A 25647-nucleotide genomic window follows, 5' to 3' on the forward strand; every position below is an offset into this window, starting at 1 on the left:
TTTTCTAACCTAAATAAAAACATAATTCATAAAAAAAGCATCAAATACTTTTGAGTTGTACCAAACAAATCCAACAAGCAATATCACTAATGTGCTTACAAAAACTGCAATTCATTTCCTTAATCTAAGATTATACATCAAATACAATTAGTTTTTCTATATGCATTTCGATTTAAAAAAAATACTAAAAAGTAATTCAAATATTACAAAAAACAATAAAAGATGTAATTTGTCGATTTTTATTGCGCTATATGGATTTTGGCACTACTTTTGTTTTACTTAGCCCAATAAAGAATACTATGAAAAATATCTTAACATTATTTCTTACTGTTGCTTTTTCAATTTCATTATCGGCACATGCCATTCCGAATTCTGAAAAGAATGTTTTAATAAAATTATATCAAAGCACAAATGGCAACCAATGGAGAGTGAAATGGGATTTGAAAGCTCCAATTTCCACATGGCACGGTATTAAAATTCAAAACGATCATGTGGTAGGAATCAACCTTTCCAATAATAACCTTGTCGGCACATTACCTGTGGAGATAACTGAATTAAAATATTTAGAAGTATTAGATCTGTTTATAAATCAGATTTCAGGAACGATTCCTGAAACGATTGGGAATTTAAAAAGTCTAAAAGAATTAAATTTGTCATTTAATATGCTGTCGGGCACGATCCCAAATTCTATTTGTGAAATACCTAACTTAAGGGTATTATGTATTTTTACGAATAGGCTTTCTGGTGAATTGCCAAGCGAAATAGGTAATTTAAAAAAGTTAGAAATTCTTTCTCTACTCTATAATGGATTATCGGGTCAACTCCCTGTTTCTTTATATCAATTAATAAATTTAAAAGAATTATTATTAAGCAATAATAAATTTTCAGGAAAAATCAGTCCGAGTATTGAAAACATGAAAGAATTAGAAACTTTAACTCTTTCCGATAATAAAATGAATGGTCAAATTCCTTTAAGTATGGGTGAAATGGAAAAATTGCAAAATGTTAATTTATCTTTTAATTCATTTTCGGGAACAGTGCCTAAAGCCTTAGCAGAAAAAAAAGATTTTAATCCTACTATGAAAAATGAATCAGGTGTTCCATATTACTTGGAAGTAATCGATAATTCAAAAGAAGGAGTGGCAGCAGATGAATAAGTTACAAAGATCAAATAGAGTTTTCCAGCTAGTTATAAAAAGTTTCAGAATTGCCAAAGCACAGTAACTTAGGTTCTAAGTTATTTATTTTTAATAGAGATAAACATCTAGTGATTATTGCATTAAGAAATAAAAATCATAAAAAAGTGCAATCAAAATAAACTATACTTACATCGGCTAATAATAGCATAGGTCTTTATCCGTTTTATTAACGTTGTAATGTACCAAAAACAACCATACTAAATTAGGTGCGATAAAAAGATTCCTAATGTTTGTTTCTCTTAGGAAACATGACCGTTTTGGCATTTCACAACAATCTACTTATAAGCAATTGCTGCGCTTGCAGGACCTGTGAGCGGAACAATCGAGGTCGATTTGAAGCCCACGCTTTTTGTCCATTTATTGAAACTGGAAAAAGTATAATCAAAACCAGTTCCAGTTTCAATCAACATATTTAGACTCATCATCATTCCGAAAACATTTTTGGATCGATCATCATCAATTACGTTCTCTATAGCCACAAAGGCACCGCCATCTGGAAGAGCATCGTATGCTTTTTGTAGAAGTGCTAATTTCTTTGGTTCATCCCAATCGTGAAGTATATTTCCCATCACCACAATATCTGCTTTTGGAAACGGGTCAGCAAAAAAATCGCCGCTTGCTGTTGTAACTCTATCCGAAAAAAGTGTTTTTGCTATTTTTTCTTTTGCAATAGGTTCGACAACTGGAAGATCAAAACTTGTACATTTCATATGAGGTTGGTGCTTGGCTACCGTAGCAGACAATGCCGCACCGCATCCTCCAACGTCGGTTAAGGTTTTGTATTTTGAAAAATCAAACTGTTGAGCAAATGCATTAAAATTTCCTATCTGAATGCTTCCCATCGCATTAATAAATTCCAATAATCTTTCTGGTGATTTATAGAGTTCATCAAATAAATTATCATCTCCTGCCTTAATTTCATTTTGTGGTAAACCTGTAAGCAAACCTTCCTCCAAATTTCCCCAAAATTGATACAAACGATTATTCAGCATATCGAGCATTCCACCTATATAAGCCGGCTTGTCAATAACCAAAAAAGCATCGGCATTGACGCTATTGGAATAAACCGCCGATTCCAAAATCCCTTTTCGATTAAGAAAACCAAAACCCGTTAAGGCATCCAAAAAATCAAACAAATGAATATCATTACACTTCAGATTCAACATCGTCTTTATTTGCTGTGCCGACATTGATTGCTTTTCGGCAAGCTTGGTGAATAATTGAAATTTTACTGCGGCCAGCAATAATTTTGATGCCCAAAACCCAGATCCAATTTGCATAATACTAGCCGGTGATGGTTGATTGTCTTGATTTTCCATTTTTTTGTTTGATTTAATATTACATTTATTTTGATTTAATTTATTCTAAAACTTCCAATACTCTAATTTCTCCTTCCTGATTAAAAACCACTTTTGTCCAAAATGATTTCGATTTTTTATCCGTTGGATACCAATCCCTGTTTTCTTCAACAAGGATAAAAAGTCCAGTCACGTTTCCCAAAACAATAAATTTGGGCAATTTTGGTTGTTTTGAATATGGAGTTAATCCATACTTATCAAATAGTACATCACATTGTTCTGCTACATTCTTGGAAACCAATCCAATCTCACTTACTGACAGAATGGAATTACCATCAAATGAATTTTGTGCGGCGTTATTCAAATCGTTTCTCGCAATGAACTCCAGAATATTTCCATTATTGTCATAAAAATAAAAGGACTTAGCATTCCAGTTATAGAAATCGGCAATTTTATCGGGCCGAATTACATACATGATTTCGGTTTTGCTTTCTATCAAAGAAAAAGCTTCCAATAACTTATTATTGGGCACATCAAAAGCAAAATGATAGACTGGTTTTACATTTTGGGAAGAATGAAAAGTCAGTTTCGTGGCACCTGCATTAAATGAAATACTGGAATCATCTCTATATAAAATATCCAATCCTAAAACTTGCTTATAAAAAGCTTCTGTTTTTGGAATATCATCAGAGAGTAATTCCAATTCCTGTATTTTCATTTTTTAAAATTGCAATTGTTTTAATCTTAAAAATACTCAAATATCTATTTTTCAATATATTACAAATATAACAAATAAAATCAAGCGATTATTACGAACGAAGCCGATCATTTTTTTAGCATTTCATTGGGAAATTGCTCTTCATTAGTAAATATTGTTTGTCTACTTTTGGAAAAAAATTAAATCTAAAAATGAAAAAAGTTATATTTCTCCTCCTTATTCTACCTGCAATCAGTAATGCACAATGGAAAAGCATATTCACAAAAGCATCCGAAAAAATCAATGCAGCAACAAAAACAAACAGCAGTCTAGACATTGCTGCTGGACTAAAAGAAGCCCTCAACAAAGGAGTTACCGTTCAAGTATCAAAACTTACTGCTACCGATGGTTTTTATAAAAATGAAGCTGTTAAAATTCTTATGCCCGAAGAATTAGCCAAACTGGACAGAACACTTCGAAAAATGGGAATGTCAAAATTGGCAGACGAAGGAATATTAGCCATGAACAGAGCCGCCGAAGATGCCGTAAAAGAAGCAACACCAATATTCGTATCGGCTATCAAAAACATCACTATAACGGATGCCAAAAGTATTTTGTTGGGCAAAGAAAATGCAGCGACGGTTTATTTACAATCAACAACAGAAACACCGCTCTATTCTAAGTTTAGCCCAGTGGTTCAACAATCGATAGGTAAGGTTGGGGCCGACGTGATTTGGGCGAATATAATTAAGCAATACAACACCATACCTTTTGTAACCAAAGTAAATCCAGACCTTACGGATTACATAACCAAAAAAGCTTTGGACGGGGTATTTAAAATGATTACAGTTGAAGAAAAAAACATCAGAACCGATTTGAATGCCAGAACTTCTGATGTATTAAAAAAGGTTTTTGCTCTACAGGATAAGAAATAAAAAATGTCAATGGCAATTAAAATAACAATTCCGTGTCAAATCAAAAAATACTGATTGTTAATTATTTAACTCTTAAAAACTTCTAAATATTGATGTGTTAAATTTTAATATCAAAACTTAACTTTTCATCATTAAGTAATAACAATTCATTAACAACAAAACCTAAACTTAATGCTGATCTTTGCAATGTAATAAACTGGTTATTTATTACATTGGTTTTGGTTAGTTATAAAATTGCCTGCATCTATATGGTGCAGGCATTTTTTATTTGGTACGGTTTGATTTTATTTAACGGTATGTATAAAAGATAAAACAGCTGAATTAAAAGCATTGGGTTGTTCGACATTGACGACATGACCGCAATTTTCTATTACAAATAACTGCGATGATTTATAATGGTTTTCCACCACTTTTCTCACCGAAGGCAAAAACATATAATCTTCCTCTCCCATTACATAAAGCGTAGGGATATTCAATTCAACTTGACGAAACCACTTCAGTACAGGGTTTATCTCAGCTGTCAATTTAAACCATTTAATAAATTCCTTTTGGTACAATTTCTTGGCTTCATTTATAAAAAGTGATCGAGATTGTTTGTGACTTTTTTTAGGCATTATTACAAAAGCGAAGAATTTGTATAAAACCAAATAAGGCAATACATACTTAAAAGTGTTTCCCAAACGCATTAATATTTGGGAACGGAAATTCATTTTCAAAATAGCTCCACCAAGAATCATAGTTTGCACTCTATCTGGGTACATTTCTGCTAATTGTCTGATGAGAATTGTTCCCAATGAAATTCCAACAAAATGCGATTTTTCAATTTTAAGATGATCCAAAACCTCTAGAATATCATTGGCCAAAGCCGAAAAAGTATATTTCTGTTTGAAAGCGGTTTTTAAAGTCGATTTAGAATCGCCATGACCTCGCAAATCTAACAACAAAATATTGTAGTCTTTTTTGAAATCCCTGATTTGTTTGAACCAAATAGATGAACTTCCCCCAGCGCCATGCACAAATGTGACCCATTCAGTACTGTTCTCGCTCTTATATATTGTATAGTTAATCACTTAGCTTTTTTTTGTTTGGCAAATATAGTTCTTTTTTGGATTTTTGGATTGTTAGAGTTTTTCAGATGCTGCTATGCAGATATTTAAAATAATCCAAAGCTTTAAGCAATCTACTTCCGTGCCAAGAAAACATTTCACCGTCAACCAAAATGGCTTGAGCATTATGTGTAGCTTTGGCTATTTCATAACCATCTTCTGCCTTAAATGGAAACGGTTCTGAAGAGAGTAAAATCAAATCCAAATCGCCTACTTCTTCTATTTTATTAAGTTCAATTTCAGGATACCGCTCTTTGGTAGCAAAATGATTTTGAAAACGATTCAACTTTAATAATTCATCAATAAAAGTCCCAGAACCAGCTACCATATATGGATTTTTCCAAATAAAATAAGCCACTCTCCTAACCGGAATTTCTTTGATGAAATTTTTAAAATCGCTCAAGGCAAAAGTCAATTTGTCGTTCCATTTACGAGCTTCTGTTCTCTTATCAAATATCCGACCAAAGTCCGTAATCATCTGACAGTTATCGTCCAATGTAGCAATATTGGTTACCCAAACTGGACAAATTTTCCGCAACTCATCAACCATTTCTTGGGTATTCTCCTCTTTGTTGCAAATGACAATGTCCGGTTCCAATAAACGAATTTTATCATAATGCACGTTTTTGGTTCCTCCAACTATTTTTTTTGTCGATTTGAAATGATAGGGATGTACACAAAACTTGGTGATTCCCACTATGCTGTTTTCCAAACCCAAATCATATAACAATTCGGTTTGCGAAGGCACAAGAGAAACGATTCGCTTGGGAGAAGAATTAAAAGTGTGAGTAATACCGATTTGGTCTGTGAATTGTTTCATTTATTGAACCTCAAAGTATGCAAGGGTTTTAAAACACCGATTTCACAGATTTTTACAAATCAATCTGTGTTAATCTGTGACTAAAAAAATATATTATTTTGTGCTTAATATCTCTTCCATCTCCTGTTGCATTTTCAAAGCTTCGGCTCTCGCAACTTCAGCAAAATCAGTTCCATTCGAAGCATAAATAATAGCTCTGGAAGAATTGATAAGCAATCCAACATTGTCATTCATTCCGTATTTACACACTTCAGAAAGACTTCCGCCTTGTGCACCAACACCAGGAACTAGCAAGAAACTATCTGGTACAATTTTACGAACTTCTGTAAAATATTCGGCTTTGGTAGCGCCAACAACATACATCAGATTTTCGGAGTTTTTCCAAGTTTTTGAAGTCTCCAATACTTTTTTGTACAATTCTTTTCCATCAACTTGTAATGTCTGAAAATCAAAAGCACCTTCATTCGACGTCAAAGCCAACATAATCGTATGTTTATTTTCGAAAGCCAAAAATGGCTCAACCGAATCTTTTCCCATATAAGGAGCCACAGTCACGCTATCAAAATTTAAATCTTCAAAAAAAGCTTTGGCATACATTGATGACGTATTTCCAATATCGCCTCTTTTGGCATCGGCAATCGTGAAAATTTCGGGATGATTTTCATTGATATAGTTGATGGTCTTTTGCAATGAAATCCATCCTTTTAATCCATAGGCTTCAAAAAAAGCAATATTCGGTTTATAAGCCACAGCCAAATCATGTGTAGCATCAATAATGGCTTTGTTGAATTCAAAAATAGGATCTTCCAATTCCAATAAATGCTTTGGAATTTTGTTCAAATCAACATCTAATCCTACGCATAGAAATGATTTTTTGATTTTAATTTGGTCGTGAAGTTGTTGTGTAGTCATTTGAAATTTTGTTGTGTGGCAAATTTACAAACTTGAAACTAAAAATCTTGAAATTTTGTAATAATCCTAAATAATTGTGTAAGGGATTTACGGGAGTGCTTAAATATCTTTGTAAAGTTGATTATTAAGACGATTCATTAGATAATCAAAGTTAAATTATTAATTCAAAATAAATTATTATGAATACTACAGAAATCAAAGGAAATTGGAACGAAATTAAAGGTAAATTGAAGCAACAGTATGCAGATCTAACGGATGATGATTTACTGTACGAAGAAGGAAAAGAAGATGAATTGTACGGAAAAATTCAAAAAAAAATCGGCAAAACAAAAGATGAAATTACAAAATGGATTGCTGAATTGTAAAGAATTCATCCTAAAAAATTGAGCTGTCTATTCTTTTACTAATTTCTAATTTTTAGAGGTTATTAATTTATAGACAGTTCTTTACTTTAAAAAAAATTCAGATGAATACAACAGATAAAAAAGACCATATTGCACTGGATTTATTAGCCTTTATTTCAATCGTATTCATAGCATACATGATACAGGATTTTTTAATTCCGCTATTTTTCGCCATCATTCTTAGCATCCTAATTTATCCTATTGCACACTATTTCGAATCCCGATTATGTTTTAACCGAATTGTTTCCATAACCATTGCCATCACTATTTTCACTAGCTTAGTTTTTACTGTTTTTATTTTAATAGGTCTTCAATTTGAAGAAATTGTTAGCAAAAGCGATAAATATTATGTCCAGATTGAACAAAAAATAATTCCTCTATTAACTCAAACAGAAAAATCAACAGGAATTAGTAGTAAAGACATCATAGGAAGCAACGATTTGGAAATAAAAGAAATAGCAAAACAAAATTCAACCAATATCATGGATTTTGTAGCCACTTCAGGTAGTATTTTGGGGGATTTCGTTTTATCCCCATTATATATGTTTTTGTTTTTATTATATCGAAACTTTTTAGTCAGCTTTATATATAAAGCAACAGCAAGAGTATGCAATAAAACCAAAATGAGATTTATTCTAAACGGAATTTATAAAGTACAACAAAACTATCTGTCAGGGTTAATTATGGTAATGGCTATAGTTGGTATCCTGAATAGTTTAGGTCTGTTTTTATTAGGAATCGAACACGCTCTTTTCTTTGGATTTTTAGCTGCTTTACTCTTACTCATACCCTATATTGGTATCATAATTGGCTCTCTTTTGCCAGCATTAATTGCTTTTGCAACAAAAGATTCTTATTGGTATGCGGTTGGGGTTATTGCAATATTTGGATTTATCCAGTTTTTAGAAGGAAATCTTATAACTCCTAAGATCACTGGATCAAAAGTTTCATTAAATGCATTTGTTTCTATCTTGTCTATAATTTTATTTTCGATGTTATGGGGAATTCCAGGTATGATTTTGGCTTTGCCAATCACCGCTTCGTTAAAAGTGATTTTTGACAATTCCGAAAAAATGAAACCAATGGGTATTTTATTAGGCGAAGCAAAAGAAAAATACTTTAATAATAAAGCAAAAAACAGATTAAAAATTTGGAAAAAAATAAGACTTGAAAACCGCGTAAAATATAGTTAACTTTTAATTTTGTACCTTTTAAAACTTATTTGGTAAAACAACATCAGTAATTTTCAAATCAAATTTGCGTTAATCCTATAATAATTTTTCATTAAAGAAACATAATTTAGCATTTTTAACTACCAATAAACTAACAATTTAGCATATGAAGGTATTTGTAAAATTTGATCTCAACACCACCTGCAAAAAAATTCTTGAAGAAAAACTAGACGAATGTCTAATAAAATTCAGGACTTTGGGATTTGGTGAAGTTGAATTCCTAGAAAAAGTACCCGAAGAAAAACTGAAGTTGTTTACTGAATCGATACGCCCTTACGGAATTGAGATTGTAGAAAATCAAAAAACGGTTTTAATTCAAAAAATAAAAGACACAATTGTGGATATGGTTTTTAATGAAGATACAGATGTAAACGTAAAAAGCTCTGTGTATTTATCCGAAAAACTAAACCACTCTTATGGCTATCTATCTAATCTTTTTTCTGAAATAACATATACATCTATTGAAAATTTCATCATTCTTCAGAAAATTGAATACACTAAACAATTAATTATCAACAATCAATTATCTTTAACAGAAATAGCCTTTAAGCTAAATTACTCTAGCGTTGCACATTTAAGTACACAGTTTAAAAACACTACTGGTATAACGCCTTCAACCTTTCAGAGAATAATAAAAAGACGAAGAGAAATTGCCTCTAAAAATATAAACTAAAAAATATGCAACACGACCATATACTTATCACCTTGGCAGACGACGATGAAGACGACAGATTATTTTTTACCGATGCTTTTGAGGAATTAAAAATTAATACAGTCGTCAATACCGTAAATAATGGTAAGGAATTATTGAATTTCTTAAATCATCCGGAAACAATTTTACCGAATATTATTTTTTTGGATTTGAACATGCCAATTTTAAATGGAATAGATTGTTTGAAAGAAATAAAACAGAACGATAAATTTAATGACATTGCTATTGCAATATATTCGACTTCATCATCTGATCAGGATATAGAAAACACCTTTGTTTTGGGGGCTAATATTTACATCAAAAAGCCAAGTAGTTTTAATGATTTAAAAAAAATACTGTCAGATGTTGTTATCATCAATTGGCAATATCACACTAACGGACTAAATAAAGATAATTTTTTACTTCGATTATAATTCATGAGAAACATTAGCTATAAATCTTCTATTTATCATAAAATTATATTTACAATAAGTTTGTTTATATTATTTTTTATTGGAATTCTTACAGTAAAACACATCAACAACATTTCTGATTCTTCAAAATTACTGATACGTACCTATGAAGTAAATTTAGAATTAGAACATTTATATTCCCACATAAAAGGCTCGGAAAGCAGTATGAGAGGTTATTTGATTTCAAAAGATTCAATCTATTTGAAACCATATCAAACTGATATAAAAAATGTCAATAACTCTTTTTTATTACTTAAAAAACTAACCCAGGATAATCCTGAACAACAAAAAAATTTAGAAACACTGTATAAGATTATCAACATAAGATATGAGTATATAGCCAGTTATTCAAACTTTAACAACAATTTTGATGTAAACAATAATGACATCTTCAAAAAAAATTTTAATGAAAGCAGTATATTATTAGTTAAAATCAGGAATAAAGTTAACGAAATGGTGAATATTGAAAAAGCCTTTTTAAAACAACGAAACACCGTATATAATAATCAAACATTCCTTACTCCTATTTTAACTTTAAGCATTTTGTTTATAACGCTTTTACTTTTGATTTTCACTTATTACCAAATCACAAAAGATATAAGCAAATTCCAAGCAGCAAACATTAATTTAAACAAATCTCATTTTTTAAGCTATCAAGCCGAAATTCTTTCTGAATTTGGAACTTGGGAATGGAATTTAAACACCAATATAATATCCTATTCCGATAATTTGTATCGAATTTTAGGAACTGAACCTCAATCTTTTGAAGCAGGACAAACAAATTTCATGAAATTTGTTCACCCTGAAGATACAGCAATTGTAAATACTATTTTTGAAAAAATTACCAATGATGAAAATTTACCCCACACCTACTTTAGAATTATAAGACCCAATGGCAGCATTCGTGTTTTAAGATCTTTTGGAAAATTATTTGTGGATAAACTAGGCAACAAAACTGTTTTGGGCGTAACTGGTGATATTACTGATGAGCATGTTAAAAACGAATTATTAAACAGCAACTATGAAGATCTTATTAAGGTAAACAACCAACTCAAAATTTTTGACGAATCAAGCAAACAGGCAGAAATACTTGGAAAATATGGTAGCTGGGTTTTAAACTATGACACCTTAAATTTCACTTATTCAGACAACAATTTTAGATTATTAGGTTTCGAACCTCAGTCATTTGAACCAAATATTGAAAACCTTTTGGAACATGTCCATCCCGAAGACAAACAAATTGTAGACAAAGCATTTAAAAAAGCTTTATCTACAATGGAAATTCCTGCCATAAATTATAGAATCATCAGAAAAGATGGAAAAATCAAGCAATTTAAAACTATTGCAAAGCCTTTTACTGATTTGGGAGGCACCCAAAGTATGATTGGAACAACCCAAGATGTTTCTGAAGATTATAACAAAAGCTTACAATTAAGACATCGAAATTCGGAATTAGAAAAACACATCAAAGAGCTAAATGATTTTAACCAGGTAGCGAGTCATGATTTACAGGAACCCTTACGAAAAATTCAAACTTTTATTTCTCGAATTAATGAGAAAGACAAAGAAAACTTGACGGATCTTGGCAAAGAATATCTATCTAGAATGGAAAGAGCTTCTGACAGAATGCGGGTGCTAATCAACGACTTATTACAATATTCAAAAGCCAACAGATCTGAAAAAAATCTTGTCGAAACTGATTTAAATGAATCCTTAAGCAATAGTTTATTGGAATTATCCCAAAATATTGAAGACAAAAAAGCAATTATAAATTACACTGAATTACCTATAATAAACGGAATTAGCTTTCAGATGCAACAGCTTTTCTCCAACTTATTGAGTAATTCACTGAAATATTCAGAAGAAAACAGTATTCCAATAATTGATATTAATTGCAGCGAAATTGTTGCCAATACAGAACCAATTCTGAAAGACAGAAGTTTAAAAAAATATTACAAAATAAACTTTACAGACAATGGAATAGGCTTTGAACAGGAATATGCCGAAAAAATATTTTTACTATTCAACCGTCTTCACGGCAAAACCGAATACCAGGGAACTGGTGTAGGACTCGCTATTTGCAAAAAAATAGTGGAAAACCACAAAGGGTATATTTTTGCCAGCAGTAGTCCAAATCAAGGAGCGATATTTACAATTTACCTTCCTGTTCCTCTTGCTACATAATACAATAATTTACATGTAAATAATATAAGCTTAAAAGCAAATAGTATAATTACTTATATCTGTTTATCATGAACTTTGTAGTAAAACAAAGGCAATGAAAAAGCTTTTTTTTCCCCGATATATTATTTACAATCTATTGCTATTTATTGTAAACATCAGTGTGATTTCTTGTACTGACAAAGAAAACAACGATACCATTTTTAAAGTTGAACCTACCAAGGCTGAGTCTACAATTGATTTTAATTTAATTGATTGCTTAAACGAATCAAATAAAAAAACTATTTCACTCGCAACCATTACATTCTACCAAACTAAAGATGTAAAAACACTTCAGTTGCTTTTGAAGATAAAAAAAGACCATCAAAAAATTGATTCTGAATTAAAAAGACTGACCGAAAATAATCTGATAATCGTTCCTAAACTGTCTTATCATTTTAATATAAACTCTGATTCTTTAAAAGGAAAAAATCCCAATTTATACCTTTTAAAAGCATTACGAACAGAAATCAAAAATCAAACTGCAATATTTAAAAACATAGAAAACACTTCTCAAAATATTGATTTTAAAATATTTGCCAAAAATTCAAAAAAAACAATACAAAGTAATAATGCTGCACTTGAGAACACTTTAAGTATTTAAAATGGACAATTACAAAAACTATATTATTTCATTAGGTCAGGTGATTAAAAAAGCCGCTAACAGTTTTTTGGAACATAAAGTTTTAAAAATGAGTGCCGCTTTGGCCTACACGACCATGTTTTCGATGGGTCCATTACTATTGGTTATTTTATTTCTATCTGACATATTCTGGGGAAGCGGCAGAGAAGTAACCGAAGGAACGATTTACAGTCAAATTAAAAACTTTGTTGGACCATCAAGTGCAGCACAGATTCAGACGATAATTAAAAATTTGTCCATATCAGACAAAGGCAATTTAGCTGGAATAATTGGTGGAATCACCTTGTTGATAGGTGCAACATCCGTTTTTGCAGAAATTCAAGATTCGATAAATACTATTTGGGGCATTAAACCGAAAAAGCAATCAGGGTTTTGGTTATACGTTAAAGCACGATTGTTGTCCTTTGGTGTAATCGGCAGTTTTGGATTTATTTTATTAGTGTCATTAGGAATTTCAACAATAATGGATACATTGAGCGATCGGTTTTTTTCTCAATTTCCAGACTCCTTATTTTATATAGTTTATATAACTAACAGCCTGATGACTTTTATTATAATCTCATTATTATTCGGTTCCATTTTCACAATTCTTCCAGATGCCGAAATAAAATGGAGGCAAGTTCGACTGGCTTCTTTTACCACGGCAATATTATTCATGGCTGGTAAATTTTTGATTTCCTTTTATATTACCAACTCTGATATTCAAAACATTTATGGAACTGCGGGATCATTTGTAGTTTTAATGATTTGGGTTTATTATTCCTCCGTTATACTGTATTTTGGAGCGGAATTTGCCAAAAGTTATGCTATAAAATTCTCAAGTGCTATTGTTCCTTCAAAATTTGCTGAGCTAGTTCAATCTGTTGAAATAGTATCTGAAAAACAAACAATTCAAAAAGCAGATAAAGAACTTCAGGCACTTAAAAAGGAACAACCTACCCGATAAAACATCACTTTGTTTCTTTATTTCTACATACATCTAGAAAAAAATGTGAATTATATAAAATATAGAAAATATATCATAACATAAATAGGTCTATTCCTGCGCAACTTTGTAATGTAGAAACCAAGTAGTAATATTTTAAAAACAGAAGCCATGTCTAATTTATTGTATTTAATCGCAGTTATCTTATTACTATCATGGGCCTTAGGCGTATTTGTTTATAGTGCAGGATCCATAATCCATGTTTTATTGGTAATCGCCGTAGTCTCCATTTTACTAAGATTTATAAGTGGAAAAAAAGTTTAAAAATTAATATAAAAATAAATAAAATGAAAACTAAACAAGCAGTAATTGGGGTTTTAGGCGGAGTTGCAGTAGGAACAGCCTTAGGAATATTATTTGCACCAGATAAAGGTTCAAATACTAGAAAAAAAATTATCAAAAAAAGTTCAGACGTAACAAATGATTTGAAAGAAAAGGCAAGTAACATTGTGAATTCTGCCTCTGAAAAATACAATTCATTTACAAACAAAGGAGAAGAATTAATCAAACAAGGAATGAACGATATTGAGCTTAAAAATATCAAAAGTATCAATAAAGAGTTAGGATATTAAAATCATTCCTTACTACATAAATAAGAGTTTCAAATAATAATAATTTAGTCTTAAAAATTTAGAAAAAATGAAAAACGTAAAATTAACATTCGTACTACTTGTGATTGGAATAGCTTTTACATCTTGTAAAGATGAAAAACAGGAAACAGCACAAAAATCATTGGATGCATATAGCAAATATGTGGATTCTGTAAGCAATATTACAAAAGAAGAAGCCACCGAAAATTGGGATGCAATCGAAAATGATTATTCCCGATTGAAAACAGATGCTGAAACCTCATTGGCCAATGCAACTGACAAAGCAAAATTGGAAACCAATTTGAATAATTCTGAAGCGAAATATGAAGAATTCAAAAATAATATTTTAGCAGAAAAAGAGGCTACAGACGCAGATGATCCTAAAACTGTGAAGTACCGAATCTTGTTTGGTTCAGGTTATGTTAATGATGACATGAAATTTAATTGGGTAAACAAAGACAATATATTAAGTGTATATGAAAATTTTGTAAACACTGTAGAGAAAAACAAAGACTCCTATTCTCGTGAAGATTGGGATGAAATTAAACTTGTATATGAAGCATTGGATACTCGAAAAAACACTGTTGAAAATGAAGGATTAACTAGTCATGATAATAATAAAATTGCAGGACTTAAACTTAAATTTTCTCCAATGTACACTCTAAATAGAATGGGTGCAAAATCAGATGAAAATAGCCAAGCAAAAAAATAAGTCGTATTCTTAACCTAAAGGATTATTCTATATAAAAAAAATGAGGTCTGCAGAGACCTCATTTTTTTTATATAGAATAAAATTATAATTTTCCTTCGTATATAGTCCCTACGTGAATCACTTCGGTTCTTCTGTTTTCAGCTCTTCCTTTTGCCGTTTTATTACTAGCAACAGGTTTCGAAGCTCCATAACCTTTATACGTTAAATTATCTGGATTAACACCTTTAGCAATTAAAGCATCCATAACTACTTTGGCTCTAGCCTCAGAAAGTTTTTGATTGGCATTAGGCTTTCCAACATTATCTGTGTGCCCTTCAATAGAGAATTTGGCATTTGGATAATTTTTGATTATTTCTTTAATAGCATCAAGTCTTCCGTCCGTTTGTCCTTTATCTGCTGTTTGCAAAACTGCTTTTCCAGTAACAAAAAACACAGCTCTTGCTTGAACTTTTAATTCTTTTAATACTTCTGCAGTTACTTCAGGACAACCTTTATTACTTGCTGGTCCAGCAACAGTAGGACAAGCATCTTCTTTATCAGTAACACCATCTTTATCGGCATCCATCTCAGGACAACCTGCATTAGCAACCAATCCTTTTTCGTTTGGACATTTATCATCTTTATCTAGCACTGAATCTCCATCAGTATCTGGCCAAGGACAACCTTTGTTTTCAACAGGGCCTGCAACAGAAGGGCAAGCATCAACATTATCCAAAACAGTATCTTTGTCAGCATCTCCCCATGGACATCCATTATTTTCTACTGGACCTGCAATTGTTGGGCATTTATCATCTTTATCAAAAACTGTATCTGCATCACTGTCTGGCCAAGGGCATCCTTTGTTTTCTATAGGCCCCACAACTGTTGGACATTTATCATCACTATCTAAGATTCCATCCTCATCGGTATCTTTAAATTTATGTTGATATACTGGAATTTTAAAACCAAAATAAACATCTGCCGCTCTAGATTCTTTTGAAAGAACATTAGTAATTAATGAACTAGAACCAACGAACAAAGGTCCAAAACGCAATCCAGTACCTACTTGCATTCCGCTATATTCCATATAATTTATAGGTAAAGAGAATGTAAACCATTTTGTTTCGTAACGTGGAGTCAAAATCCAAGTGTTAGCTGAACTCGTTTTTCCAAGAGATGATTTGTCAACTAAACTAAGATTTCCATTTAAGTTCAAATAGAATTTCTTGTACATATTCCAATCGGCATCCAAGTGCATTACGGTAGGCAAATTGGCTTTTTTAGAAAAATATCTTGTCGTAGGCTTTCCATAATGAGTCTCCAAAAATTCGCCTAAGTCTTCGGCATCATCAATATCTTGTTGAGAAACCACACCATTAATATTATAAAAATCTTCTTTTAAATTATTGTATTTAATAGATCCTAAATCTGTGATAGACATTCCAAAGCGCAATTTATATTTATTCAAGTCCTTGAAATTATTGTCAGCGGCTTTGGCATTCTTCAAATCATAAGACTCATAATCAGGTCTCCACTCATATACTAACCCAAAATCAGCTCCATATCCTTTTGAGTCAGGGTTAAATTCAAAATCCTCATCTCCAGTAATGAAATCCGGATTACTTCCAATTGTAAGTGTACCGGTAGTTACCAAAGTACTTGTCATTGGATCGTTTGTCTGATTAAAAGCTGAAGTTACATTATCTCCTTGCATATAAGAATTTGCTCCTCCAACTAAATATTTAGCAGTAAAACCTCCTTTAAGAAAATGTTGTTTACTTTGCCATAAAACAGCAGCATAAGATGCTCCTACTTCTCCCCAGGTATGTCCAACTACATTTGGATTACCCACAAGAATATTAAAATCAGATGCATCATCCAAACCATCTTTCAATTGATCGTATAATTCTCCGTTTATATCATTTGCATTTATTATAGCTCTGGCTCTTGTATAAATAGCAATTGCGTGTTTTGGAGCAATATTGAACATAAATGAAGGTCCCATCACATCAGAATATACAATTCCTCCATTATTTTTAGTTGGTGTTCTTTTACCTTCTGTACCCGCATCATAAGAGCTTTTTGTTAAATCAAACAAACTTATACCATAGTAATCATTGTTTAAAGAGCTACTGGTAGAAAAAAGATTGATATCTGCTCTAAAACGAGAATCAACGATAGAGGCTGGATTAAAAAGTACTCCTTGAATTCCTGCATAATTATCCGGAATATATCCCATATAGGACTGGGCATTTGCTGTAAAAGCACTAGCAAAAACTAGTAAAAAAAGTAATGATTTTTTCATCAAATTGGTTTAAGATTAATATTAAAAAGGGGGATAATTTATTTCATTTAAAATGCGGACGACAAAAAAAAACACTTAATTGGTTTATTATCCAATTAAGTGTTTATAAAATAAACAGGGTGAATTTTAGAAAACTTCGCTTGCTTCTTTTAATTTTTCCATATTGTTAACTAATGCTAGCTCGTCTACAATTTTCTGGATATCACCATTCATGATGTTACCCAAATCATATAATGTCAAGCCAACACGGTGATCGGTTACACGCCCTTGAGCATAATTGTAAGTACGAATCTTAGCCGAACGGTCACCAGAACTTACTTGAGATGTACGTTTTGTAGCATCCTCAGCTTGTTTTTTGGCCAATTCCATCTCGTATAAACGAGAACGTAAAACCGTCAAAGCTTTATCTTTATTCTTGTGTTGTGATTTTTGATCCTGACATTGTGCCACCAATCCGGTTGGAATGTGCGTCAAACGAACTGCCGATTTCGTAGTATTTACCGATTGTCCTCCAGGTCCTGATGAACAGAAGAAATCCACACGAACATCGTTCATATCAATTTGAACGTCAAATTCTTCCGCTTCCGGAAGTACCATAACCGTTGCTGCCGATGTATGCACACGTCCTTGAGTTTCCGTTTGTGGTACACGCTGCACACGGTGAACTCCCGCCTCAAACTTCAAAGTTCCATAAACATCTTCTCCAGTAACCTCAAAAATCACCTCTTTGAACCCCCCCGAAGTACCTTCGTTCATATCCACAACCGAAGTTCTCCATCCTTGTCCTTCACAGTATTTAGTATACATACGAAACAAATCACCTGCAAAAATACTGGCCTCGTCCCCACCTGTACCGGCACGAATCTCTACCATCACGTTTTTCGCGTCTTCTGGATCTTTAGGAATCAACATGAATTTGATCTCATCTTCTAATTGTGGTAATCTTTCTTTCGCTTCATCAAGTTGCATTTTGGCCATTTCCACCATATCGGCATCACTTCCGTCAGCGATAATTTCGTTGGCTTCCTCAATGTTGGCCAATACCAAAATATATTCTTCACGCTTTTCAACCAAGTTTTTAATGCTTTTGTACTCTTGGTTAAGCAGCACATACCGTTTTTGATCAGCAATAACATCCGGTTGAATAATCAAATCCGAAATCTCGTCAAAACGCTGTTTTACATATTGAAGTCTATCTAACATCTGTATATATCTTTATTTTTTTTCTATTTTATTTTTGCCAAAAGGCATACTAAACCTTTGATAACTGTTTTTTAACTTCCTAAAAAACATTCACTCAGTTCGGAGTGCAAAAGTACAAAAAAACTATTCAGTTTACAATTTACAGGAACCAGAATATAATTAAGCTAATTTAAGGGTGCTTTTCATTTTTTTAGAAGCTGTTTCCTGCTATTCGCTATATCTTTTTATCCGCAAAAAGGATGCCGTTTCACACGAGCGAAGCAAACAGGCAAAGCAATTAGGACTAGGGAATTTGTACTAAAAAACAGTATTTACATTTTCTCATAAATAACTGAATCAAAAGAAGTTATTTTAAATAAATATACAAAAACAGAATATTTTAATCAGCATTTTCGTCATTAAGTTATATATTTGAAAAGATAACACGTCTGAAACTGAACTTTATATATAAAACTTAATTTAGGAAAATTAGTTAAACAAAGTTTTGCACATAGAAGTTAGCACCAAAAGATAAGTTGTCACAACTTCAATATCACACCTTCAGACACTATTAATTAACAATATATCTATGCTAAGAAACATACTTAATCTAAGAACCTCATTAATGGTTTTGTTCATCATGTTCGCGACACTCTCAGCCATCGGGCAAAATAAAGCAGCAGAAAAATTTATTCATCAGTTAGAAAACATAAAAACTGACAGCTTACAAACTGATGCAGTTATTGCCTGGAATGATATGGATCAAGGTAAAAGTGGCGTTTATGACTCAGGTACTTTTTATCCCTATCAAATCATAGCAATAGGTCAAAAAAATAAAAATAAGGATGTTGAAGCCCTTGGACATAAGCTTGTGGGGTATTATTTCTATATAAATGGCAACAATCTTCAAGCACTGAGCCATTTCATAAAAGCAATGAAATTAGGCGAACAGCACAATAACCCAAGGGTCATGATTCGTTTGTATAATTGTTTATCATTTTGCGATGATAATATTGCGAACAAAATCAAAATACAAAAGAAAGTTAGAGTGCTTGCAAAAAAAACAAAAGAACTCGATTGGGAAATATTGGCCACATTGCAAATCGGACAAATTTACCGTCGTAGTTTGAAACAGTATGATTTGGCTTTAACCTATTTACAACAGGCTTATCAAATGAACCTACGTCAAAAACAAATAGGTATCAAAGCCTTTGATTTGGATGTCTCAATTTTGACAGAGCTCGGCAATACATACAACCAATTACATAACCCTACTTTAGCATTGGCTTATTTCCATCTTGGATTAAAAGCAGCCTCCAAAAAAACTGATCAATTTTCGATTGCAAATAAATATATGAATGTATACCAAGGGTTAGCAACCTACTATAAAAGTATCCATAACAGAGACTCTACCTTTTATTATTCCGCCATGTTCTACAAGTTCGCAGAAAAAAGTCCCCAATTTTCTAAAAAAGCGGCTGCTTCACAAATGATCTACGAAATTTATAAGGAAAGAGAAAATACCGCCGACGCGTTGAAATACCTCGAAATTTATACTGTTGCAACTGACAGCATTAATAGCATTACCAAAACAAAGAAAATAGAAAGTATGCTCATGCAAGAAAAAGAGCGACAAAAAGAACTCACTGAAAAAAGAGAGCAGGAAAATGAAGAACACAATAACAATCTGCAGTATGCTGCAATTGCCTTAGGACTAATCAGTTTTGCAATTTTGTTTTTACTACTCAGCCATACCATTATAGCCAATCAAAAACTGATTGACTCTTTAGGTGTTATTGCACTTCTTATTGTCTTTGAATTTTTAAATCTACTCCTGCATCCTTATTTAGGTGAGCTAACACATCATTCTCCAATACTTATGCTAATTGCAATGGTCTGTATTGCTGCAATACTCGTTCCATTACATCACAAAATAGAACACTGGACAGTACATAAACTGGTAGAAAAAAATAAAAGAATCCGATTAGCAGCTGCTAAAAAAACAATTGAACAACTAGGAACTAAACCACAGAATTAATCCAGATTGCAATCTTTGACGCTCTTTTGGTACGAGCGTTAATTTTAATTTATTACTCAATCGTTGCGTTTACAACACGGATACTCAAAAACAACAACAAACTAACAATAACCTTAAAACACCATAATGACAACAAAAATTAAAATTACCTTATTACTTGTAATTTCAACTTTAGGATTTCATGCTCAAAACACTGTAATTAAAGCAGGGCATTTTTTTGATTCCAGAAATGGCAAAATGTTGGATAACCAAATGATAATAGTACAGAAGGGAAAAATAAAAGAAGTTGGAACAAATCTAAAAATCAATGAAAAAGACACGATCATTGACCTTTCTAACTCATGGGTATTACCAGGACTTATGGACTGCCATGTTCATATAACGGCTAACCTTCCCTACAGAAACGTAGAGACAAAACTGATGTATGTAGAAGAAAGCACCTCTCTCCGCGCCATAAGGGGTGTAGTTGTTGCTAAACAATTTTTAGACAATGGCTTTACAACAATCAAGGAAATTGGCAATGATGCGAACTATGCCACTGCCGACATTATAAAATCAATTAAAAAAGGATGGATACAAGGCCCGACAATTATCTATGCTGGAAAAATTATAGCTCCATATGGTGGACAAACCAGAGGTATTAATACAGAACATGAGCACTTTTGGGACTTTGAGTACCTAGACGCTGACACTCCTGACGAAATCAAAAAAGCCGTAAGAAAAAACATTTACAATGGGGCAACGGTAATTAAAATGGTAACAGGAGATAATGGAATTTATAATACCGAAGATATAAAAGCTGCCGTTGACGAAGCAAAAAAATATGGATTAAAAGTTACCGTGCATACAAATAATGATACAAAATCAGCAACAAATGTAATCTTGGGCGGTGCAGCAGCTATTGAGCATGGCTTTGAACTTGATGACACACAATTGAAACTAATGAAAGACAAGGGAACTTTTTTAGTAGGCACAGATTTTTCATATGACAATTGGTACGCTTATGGCATGGACTCGGAAATGGCTACTACATACTCAGGCATGGTTACAGACAGACTAAAAAGAGCTTATAAAATTGGGACAAAAATGGCTTTTGGAACAGATATAATTGTAGATATCCAAGGCCTAAACCGCGTACAATCGAACCTCAAAGTATTAAATACATGGAAAGCAGCAGCAATTCCTTCCTCTTACATCTTACAAACAATGACAATCAATGCCGCTGAATTATTGGGTATAGAAAAAGAAAGAGGTGTACTGGAACAATCCTACTACGCTGATATTATTGCACTTAAAAACAATCCTATCGACGATATTGAAGCAATCAAAACAGTTCAGTTTGTGATGAAAGAAGGGAAAGTGATAAGACGAGATTAATGTAATCACAAACTAAATGTAATTGTATTGACTTCAACAAACAGCTCATTCCTCATGATGCCCACTCCACCACTACTTGTCCCCGTTTATAACTCCATAAAATTTCTTTTTAACCAATTTCTAAATTCCTAATTTGCCCCGCTTTGCAAACTCTCATGACTTTGCAAAGCGTGGAAATAGCTAATTATTTCAAAGCATTGATTTACCATTTATTGGAAATGATAACATTCTTTATTTTAATAATTACAAGTAGAAATAACAATTGACATAATAATAAAACATTAAAAAACATGGAAAATAAAAAAATACCTTCATTTGCTTTTGGTGTAGTAGCAATCATTTTAGGGTGGACATTGGTAAAGCATTTCGATTTTGAAGATTTTAGCTTTCAAAAACCGCTGTTAGACGCGCTATATCTGATAGTTTTTGTGTTCTCAATTTATGCACTGATAAAAAACAAAAAAAATAGAGCTGAAAAGTAAAAGGGCAGTCAGTTTTAATGAAGGATATATGAAGCAACCGTTCATAACTCCATAAAATTTCTTTTCAATACCAAATTCTAAATTCCTAATTTGCGCCTTCAAATCAGTAGAAGAAATGAAGGTCTGTATTGCCGAAAAACCAAGTGTAGCACGCGAAATCGCATCCGTTCTGGGAGCCAATACCAAACACGATGGATATTTTGAAGGCAATGGCTATCAGGTTACTTATACCTTTGGGCATTTATGCACCTTAAAAGAACCTAACGATTACAAGCCTAATTGGAAAAGTTGGGACTTGAACAACCTACCTATGCTTCCCGAAAAATTTGAGACCAAAGTGGTTCAAAATTCGGGAATTCAAAAGCAGTTTAGAATCGTAAAAGGTTTATTTGACAAAGCAGAATTGGTCATCAACTGCGGGGATGCCGGGCAAGAAGGAGAACTCATTCAGCGCTGGGTGATGAATGAAGCCAATTATAAAGGTGAAGTACAGCGTCTATGGATTTCGTCCCTAACCACCGAAGCAATCAAAGAGGGTTTTGAAAACCTAAAACCATCCGCTAACTACGATAATTTATACTACGCAGGATTTTCCAGAGCCATTGGCGACTGGCTACTCGGCATGAATGCTACCCGCTTGTACACCGTAAAACATGGCGGTTACAAACAGGTATTATCTATTGGTCGGGTGCAAACTCCAACCCTTGCCATGGTGGTGGATCGATTCAAGGAAATTGAGAATTTCAAACCGCAGCCTTATTGGGAACTGCAAACCTTGTACAGAGAAACGCTTTTCAGCTATGAGGAAGGACGCTTTTTGAAAAAAGAAGATGGAGAAATTTTGGCCAATAAAGTCAAAGAAAGTGAATTCGAAATTGTTTCTGTCGAAAAAAAGAACGGCAATGAATATGCCCCAAAACTGTTTGACTTAACAGGTTTACAGGTGTATTGCAATCAAAAATTTGGTTTTTCGGCAGATGAAACACTTAAAATTGTGCAGACATTGTACGAACAAAAAGTAGTAACTTATCCGAGAGTCGATACTACATTTCTACCAAACGATATCTACCCGAAAGTTCCGGGGATTCTGCAAAAGCTGACCAATTATTCAGAGTTGACGCAACCGCTTTTAGAAAAAAAAATAAAAAAATCACCAAAGGTTTTCAACGATAAAAAAGTAACTGATCACCATGCTATTATTCCAACGGGAGTACAAAACAATTTGCAGTACAATCAGCAACAAGTGTATGACATCATAGTGAAACGCTTTATTGCCGTATTTTATGACGATTGTTTGGTGGCCAATACCACGGTAATTGGAAAAGCTGCCGATGTAATGTTTAAAACCACTGGAAAAGAAATCCTGAAAAAGGGATTTCGCGTAGTCTTTGAAGACCCAAATGCCAAAGAAAAAGAAGCTGATATCTTGCCGAGTTTTGTTGTAGGCGAAAAAGGACCGCATGTACCCTCCTTTTTAGAAAAAGAAACCAAACCACCCAATCAGTTTACTGAAGCAACCTTATTACGTGCTATGGAAACTGCAGGTAAGCAAATAGACGATGAAGATTTACGGGAATTGATGAAAGAAAACGGTATTGGCCGTCCGTCAACGCGAGCCAATATTATTGAAACCCTTTTCAAACGCCAATACATCGTTCGAAACAAAAAACAGGTTTTGCCTACTCCAACGGGAATTCAACTGATTGACACCATTCAGAATGAATTAATAAAATCGGCTGAATTGACGGGTTCTTGGGAAAAGCAATTGAAAGACATTGAAAAAGGTGAATTTACTGCCGGTGCATTTATCGGCAATATGAAACGGATGGTAGAAGCTTTGGTTTATGAAGTACGAAGCGAAACCAGACGAGCCAATATTTCGCACGCCGGAAGCATTCAAAAACAAGAAGTCGCCGTTGAAAAAAAGAAAATCGCCGGAATTTTGGCAGAAGTATGTCCGAAATGCAAAAAAGGTACGCTACTAAAAGGAAAATCCGCCTATGGATGTACTGATTATAAAGCAGGCTGTAATTTTGTGTTACCTTATGCTTTTGCCGAGAAAAAAATATCGGAGAATCAATACTTGCGCTTACTGCAAAAAGGATCTACTGTAAATTTGAAAGACTTCAAAACCGATTCTGGCACTGTGGAAGGATTACTCCGTTTTGACGAAAATTTCAAACTCAAATTAGAACCAAAGAAAACTGAAAAGACAGCCGGAAAAACAACATCCGATTCATTATCCTGTCCGAAATGTAAAAAAGGAACTGTTCTAAAAGGAAAAACTGCTTACGGTTGTGGCGACTATAAATTGGGCTGTGATTTTAAAGTGACTTTTGATGTGGTTCGAGAAAAACTCAAAGATCAAAAGCCTACTAAGGAACTGGTTTATTCTATTTTGAATGAAAGTATTTAAGAGCATTAAATCATTATTATTGAAAGCTTCAAAAAAAAATAAGTTTTTTTTACCGCAGATTCACAGATTTCTTTTAAATATCTATCTTTAAATTAATTGCTTTCAGCAGCATTTGCGCTAATTTGATTTTCTAAAATTACAAAACACACATCTTTTAAAAATATTAAATCTGCGAATCTCCGGTTGCTTTTAAAACACTATTCTATTTTTTCATAAATTAGCTTATTCAAAATAACACCAAATATTCACGCAAATGTTTCAAAAAACGACTCTTATACTGCTTTTGTTAACCATTGTTTCTTGTAAAAAAACTGAAACAAACGAAAAAGACCAAATAAAATCCGCCAAATGGTTATTGGGACAATGGAGTACCAAAACAGCTGACGGAAATCTTTCCGAGAGTTGGAAACAACTTAACGACAGTACTTTTCAAGGAGAATCCTTTTTCATAAAGGCCAAAGACACTTTGCATTTTGAATCCATTATATTACAGCAAAAGGGAGAAGATTTATTTTATAACGCTACCGTTAAAGGACAAAACGAGAATAAAGCCGTTCCTTTTAAACTTACTACAAAAACCGAAAAACAATTGGTTTTTGAAAACCCAAAACACGATTATCCACAAAAAATCACCTATACGCTAGTTAACAAAGACAGCCTTGTCGCATCCATATCTGGAGTCCAGCTCGGGAAACCAAGCTCAGAAAAATTCGGAATGAAGAAAGATTCAATAGCAAAATAACTATATTTTACTTACAAATAACAAACCTTGCCCTAAACCAGCAAGGTTTTTTTCATTTTCTAAAACTAGCTAAATCATCGATTTATGATTTTTATTTGTAATTAATCTAAATAAACATTGTTAAATTAAGTATAATTTTTACATTTGCACTATTCTTATTTGTTCTAAATAATAACAGAAAGGTTTTAAAAACATTTACATTTTAATCT

24 protein-coding genes are annotated in these 25647 nt (G+C 32.7%); 17 read left to right on the forward strand and 7 right to left on the reverse strand.

Annotated elements, in window-relative coordinates; genetic code table 11:
• Window positions 1–299: 299 nt before the first annotated feature.
• The gene (locus tag J2W95_RS01925) at window positions 300–1157 is read left to right on the forward strand and encodes a leucine-rich repeat domain-containing protein (protein ID WP_310003386.1); all 858 of its coding nucleotides are present in this window, start codon (window positions 300–302) and stop codon (window positions 1155–1157) included.
• Between the two features lie 317 nt (window positions 1158–1474).
• Here the strand turns inward: J2W95_RS01925 and J2W95_RS01930 are convergent, their stop codons facing one another.
• Both J2W95_RS01930 and J2W95_RS01935 read right to left on the reverse strand, forming a co-directional pair.
• A complete protein-coding gene (locus tag J2W95_RS01930; RefSeq protein WP_310003389.1) occupies window positions 1475–2518 on the reverse strand; it encodes a methyltransferase in 1044 nt (347 codons plus the stop codon).
• A 40-nt stretch (window positions 2519–2558) separates the two neighbouring features.
• The gene (locus J2W95_RS01935) at window positions 2559–3215 is read right to left on the reverse strand and encodes a VOC family protein (protein WP_310003391.1); all 657 of its coding nucleotides are present in this window, start codon (window positions 3213–3215) and stop codon (window positions 2559–2561) included.
• Between the two features lie 191 nt (window positions 3216–3406).
• On the opposite strand from J2W95_RS01935, the gene J2W95_RS01940 reads away from it, so the two are divergent.
• Window positions 3407–4129 (forward strand): DUF4197 domain-containing protein, encoded by a 723-nt coding sequence (locus J2W95_RS01940; protein WP_310003393.1) that lies wholly within the window; start codon window positions 3407–3409, stop codon window positions 4127–4129.
• Window positions 4130–4413: 284 nt separating this feature from the next.
• On the opposite strand, the gene J2W95_RS01945 is transcribed toward J2W95_RS01940, so the two are convergent.
• From J2W95_RS01945 to pyrF, 3 genes are all read right to left on the reverse strand, one after another.
• A complete protein-coding gene (locus tag J2W95_RS01945; RefSeq protein ID WP_310003396.1) occupies window positions 4414–5199 on the reverse strand; it encodes an alpha/beta fold hydrolase in 786 nt (261 codons plus the stop codon).
• 61 nt (window positions 5200–5260) lie between these two features.
• The gene (locus tag J2W95_RS01950; protein ID WP_310003398.1) at window positions 5261–6055 is read right to left on the reverse strand and encodes an ABC transporter substrate-binding protein; all 795 of its coding nucleotides are present in this window, start codon (window positions 6053–6055) and stop codon (window positions 5261–5263) included.
• 93 nt (window positions 6056–6148) lie between these two features.
• The gene (pyrF, locus tag J2W95_RS01955; protein ID WP_310003400.1) at window positions 6149–6967 is read right to left on the reverse strand and encodes an orotidine-5'-phosphate decarboxylase; all 819 of its coding nucleotides are present in this window, start codon (window positions 6965–6967) and stop codon (window positions 6149–6151) included.
• Window positions 6968–7146: 179 nt separating this feature from the next.
• Between pyrF and J2W95_RS01960 the strand changes: the two genes are divergently transcribed.
• The 10 genes from J2W95_RS01960 to J2W95_RS02005 all read left to right on the forward strand — a co-directional run bounded on the left by J2W95_RS01960 (window position 7147) and on the right by J2W95_RS02005 (window position 14917).
• On the forward strand, window positions 7147–7332 hold the full coding sequence (locus J2W95_RS01960) for a CsbD family protein (protein ID WP_310003402.1): 186 nt from the start codon (window positions 7147–7149) through the stop codon (window positions 7330–7332).
• A 101-nt stretch (window positions 7333–7433) separates the two neighbouring features.
• Window positions 7434–8564: an AI-2E family transporter gene (locus tag J2W95_RS01965; RefSeq protein ID WP_310003404.1), complete on the forward strand. Its 1131-nt coding sequence runs from the start codon at window positions 7434–7436 to the stop codon at window positions 8562–8564.
• Window positions 8565–8709: 145 nt separating this feature from the next.
• Window positions 8710–9276 carry a helix-turn-helix domain-containing protein gene (locus J2W95_RS01970; RefSeq protein WP_310003406.1) on the forward strand — a complete coding sequence of 189 codons (567 nt, stop codon included), beginning with the start codon at window positions 8710–8712 and terminating at the stop codon, window positions 9274–9276.
• A 5-nt stretch (window positions 9277–9281) separates the two neighbouring features.
• On the forward strand, window positions 9282–9728 hold the full coding sequence (locus tag J2W95_RS01975) for a response regulator (RefSeq protein WP_310003408.1): 447 nt from the start codon (window positions 9282–9284) through the stop codon (window positions 9726–9728).
• 3 nt (window positions 9729–9731) lie between these two features.
• Window positions 9732–11951 (forward strand): PAS domain-containing protein, encoded by a 2220-nt coding sequence (locus J2W95_RS01980; protein WP_310003410.1) that lies wholly within the window; start codon window positions 9732–9734, stop codon window positions 11949–11951.
• Window positions 11952–12045: 94 nt separating this feature from the next.
• Window positions 12046–12591, forward strand: a complete 546-nt coding sequence (locus tag J2W95_RS01985) for a hypothetical protein (protein WP_310003412.1) — start codon at window positions 12046–12048, stop codon at window positions 12589–12591.
• Window position 12592: 1 nt separating this feature from the next.
• Window positions 12593–13576 (forward strand): YihY/virulence factor BrkB family protein, encoded by a 984-nt coding sequence (locus tag J2W95_RS01990; RefSeq protein WP_310003414.1) that lies wholly within the window; start codon window positions 12593–12595, stop codon window positions 13574–13576.
• A gap of 150 nt (window positions 13577–13726) precedes the next feature.
• Window positions 13727–13879, forward strand: coding sequence for a lmo0937 family membrane protein (locus J2W95_RS01995; RefSeq protein WP_310003416.1), 153 nt, complete (start codon window positions 13727–13729; stop codon window positions 13877–13879).
• Between the two features lie 23 nt (window positions 13880–13902).
• Window positions 13903–14187 (forward strand): YtxH domain-containing protein, encoded by a 285-nt coding sequence (locus tag J2W95_RS02000; RefSeq protein WP_310003417.1) that lies wholly within the window; start codon window positions 13903–13905, stop codon window positions 14185–14187.
• 67 nt (window positions 14188–14254) lie between these two features.
• The gene (locus tag J2W95_RS02005; RefSeq protein WP_310003419.1) at window positions 14255–14917 is read left to right on the forward strand and encodes a DUF6565 domain-containing protein; all 663 of its coding nucleotides are present in this window, start codon (window positions 14255–14257) and stop codon (window positions 14915–14917) included.
• A gap of 82 nt (window positions 14918–14999) precedes the next feature.
• On the opposite strand, the gene J2W95_RS02010 is transcribed toward J2W95_RS02005, so the two are convergent.
• Window positions 15000–17201 (reverse strand): DUF5723 family protein, encoded by a 2202-nt coding sequence (locus tag J2W95_RS02010; RefSeq protein WP_310003421.1) that lies wholly within the window; start codon window positions 17199–17201, stop codon window positions 15000–15002.
• Between the two features lie 126 nt (window positions 17202–17327).
• Window positions 17328–18404: a peptide chain release factor 1 gene (prfA, locus tag J2W95_RS02015; RefSeq protein WP_116795805.1), complete on the reverse strand. Its 1077-nt coding sequence runs from the start codon at window positions 18402–18404 to the stop codon at window positions 17328–17330.
• 619 nt (window positions 18405–19023) lie between these two features.
• Here prfA and J2W95_RS02020 point away from each other — a divergent pair.
• The 5 genes from J2W95_RS02020 to J2W95_RS02040 all read left to right on the forward strand — a co-directional run bounded on the left by J2W95_RS02020 (window position 19024) and on the right by J2W95_RS02040 (window position 25438).
• Window positions 19024–20421 (forward strand): tetratricopeptide repeat protein, encoded by a 1398-nt coding sequence (locus J2W95_RS02020; RefSeq protein ID WP_310003424.1) that lies wholly within the window; start codon window positions 19024–19026, stop codon window positions 20419–20421.
• A 126-nt stretch (window positions 20422–20547) separates the two neighbouring features.
• Complete coding sequence (locus tag J2W95_RS02025) at window positions 20548–21798, forward strand: amidohydrolase family protein (protein ID WP_310003426.1); 1251 nt, start codon at window positions 20548–20550, stop codon at window positions 21796–21798.
• A 290-nt stretch (window positions 21799–22088) separates the two neighbouring features.
• The gene (locus J2W95_RS02030; protein ID WP_310003427.1) at window positions 22089–22280 is read left to right on the forward strand and encodes a hypothetical protein; all 192 of its coding nucleotides are present in this window, start codon (window positions 22089–22091) and stop codon (window positions 22278–22280) included.
• Between the two features lie 115 nt (window positions 22281–22395).
• The gene (locus J2W95_RS02035) at window positions 22396–24696 is read left to right on the forward strand and encodes a type IA DNA topoisomerase (RefSeq protein ID WP_310003429.1); all 2301 of its coding nucleotides are present in this window, start codon (window positions 22396–22398) and stop codon (window positions 24694–24696) included.
• A 253-nt stretch (window positions 24697–24949) separates the two neighbouring features.
• Window positions 24950–25438, forward strand: coding sequence for a DUF6265 family protein (locus J2W95_RS02040; RefSeq protein ID WP_310003432.1), 489 nt, complete (start codon window positions 24950–24952; stop codon window positions 25436–25438).
• Window positions 25439–25647: the final 209 nt, after the last annotated feature.

This window comes from Flavobacterium granuli (assembly GCF_031456055.1).
Taxonomy (GTDB): Bacteria; Bacteroidota; Bacteroidia; order Flavobacteriales; family Flavobacteriaceae; genus Flavobacterium; species Flavobacterium granuli_A.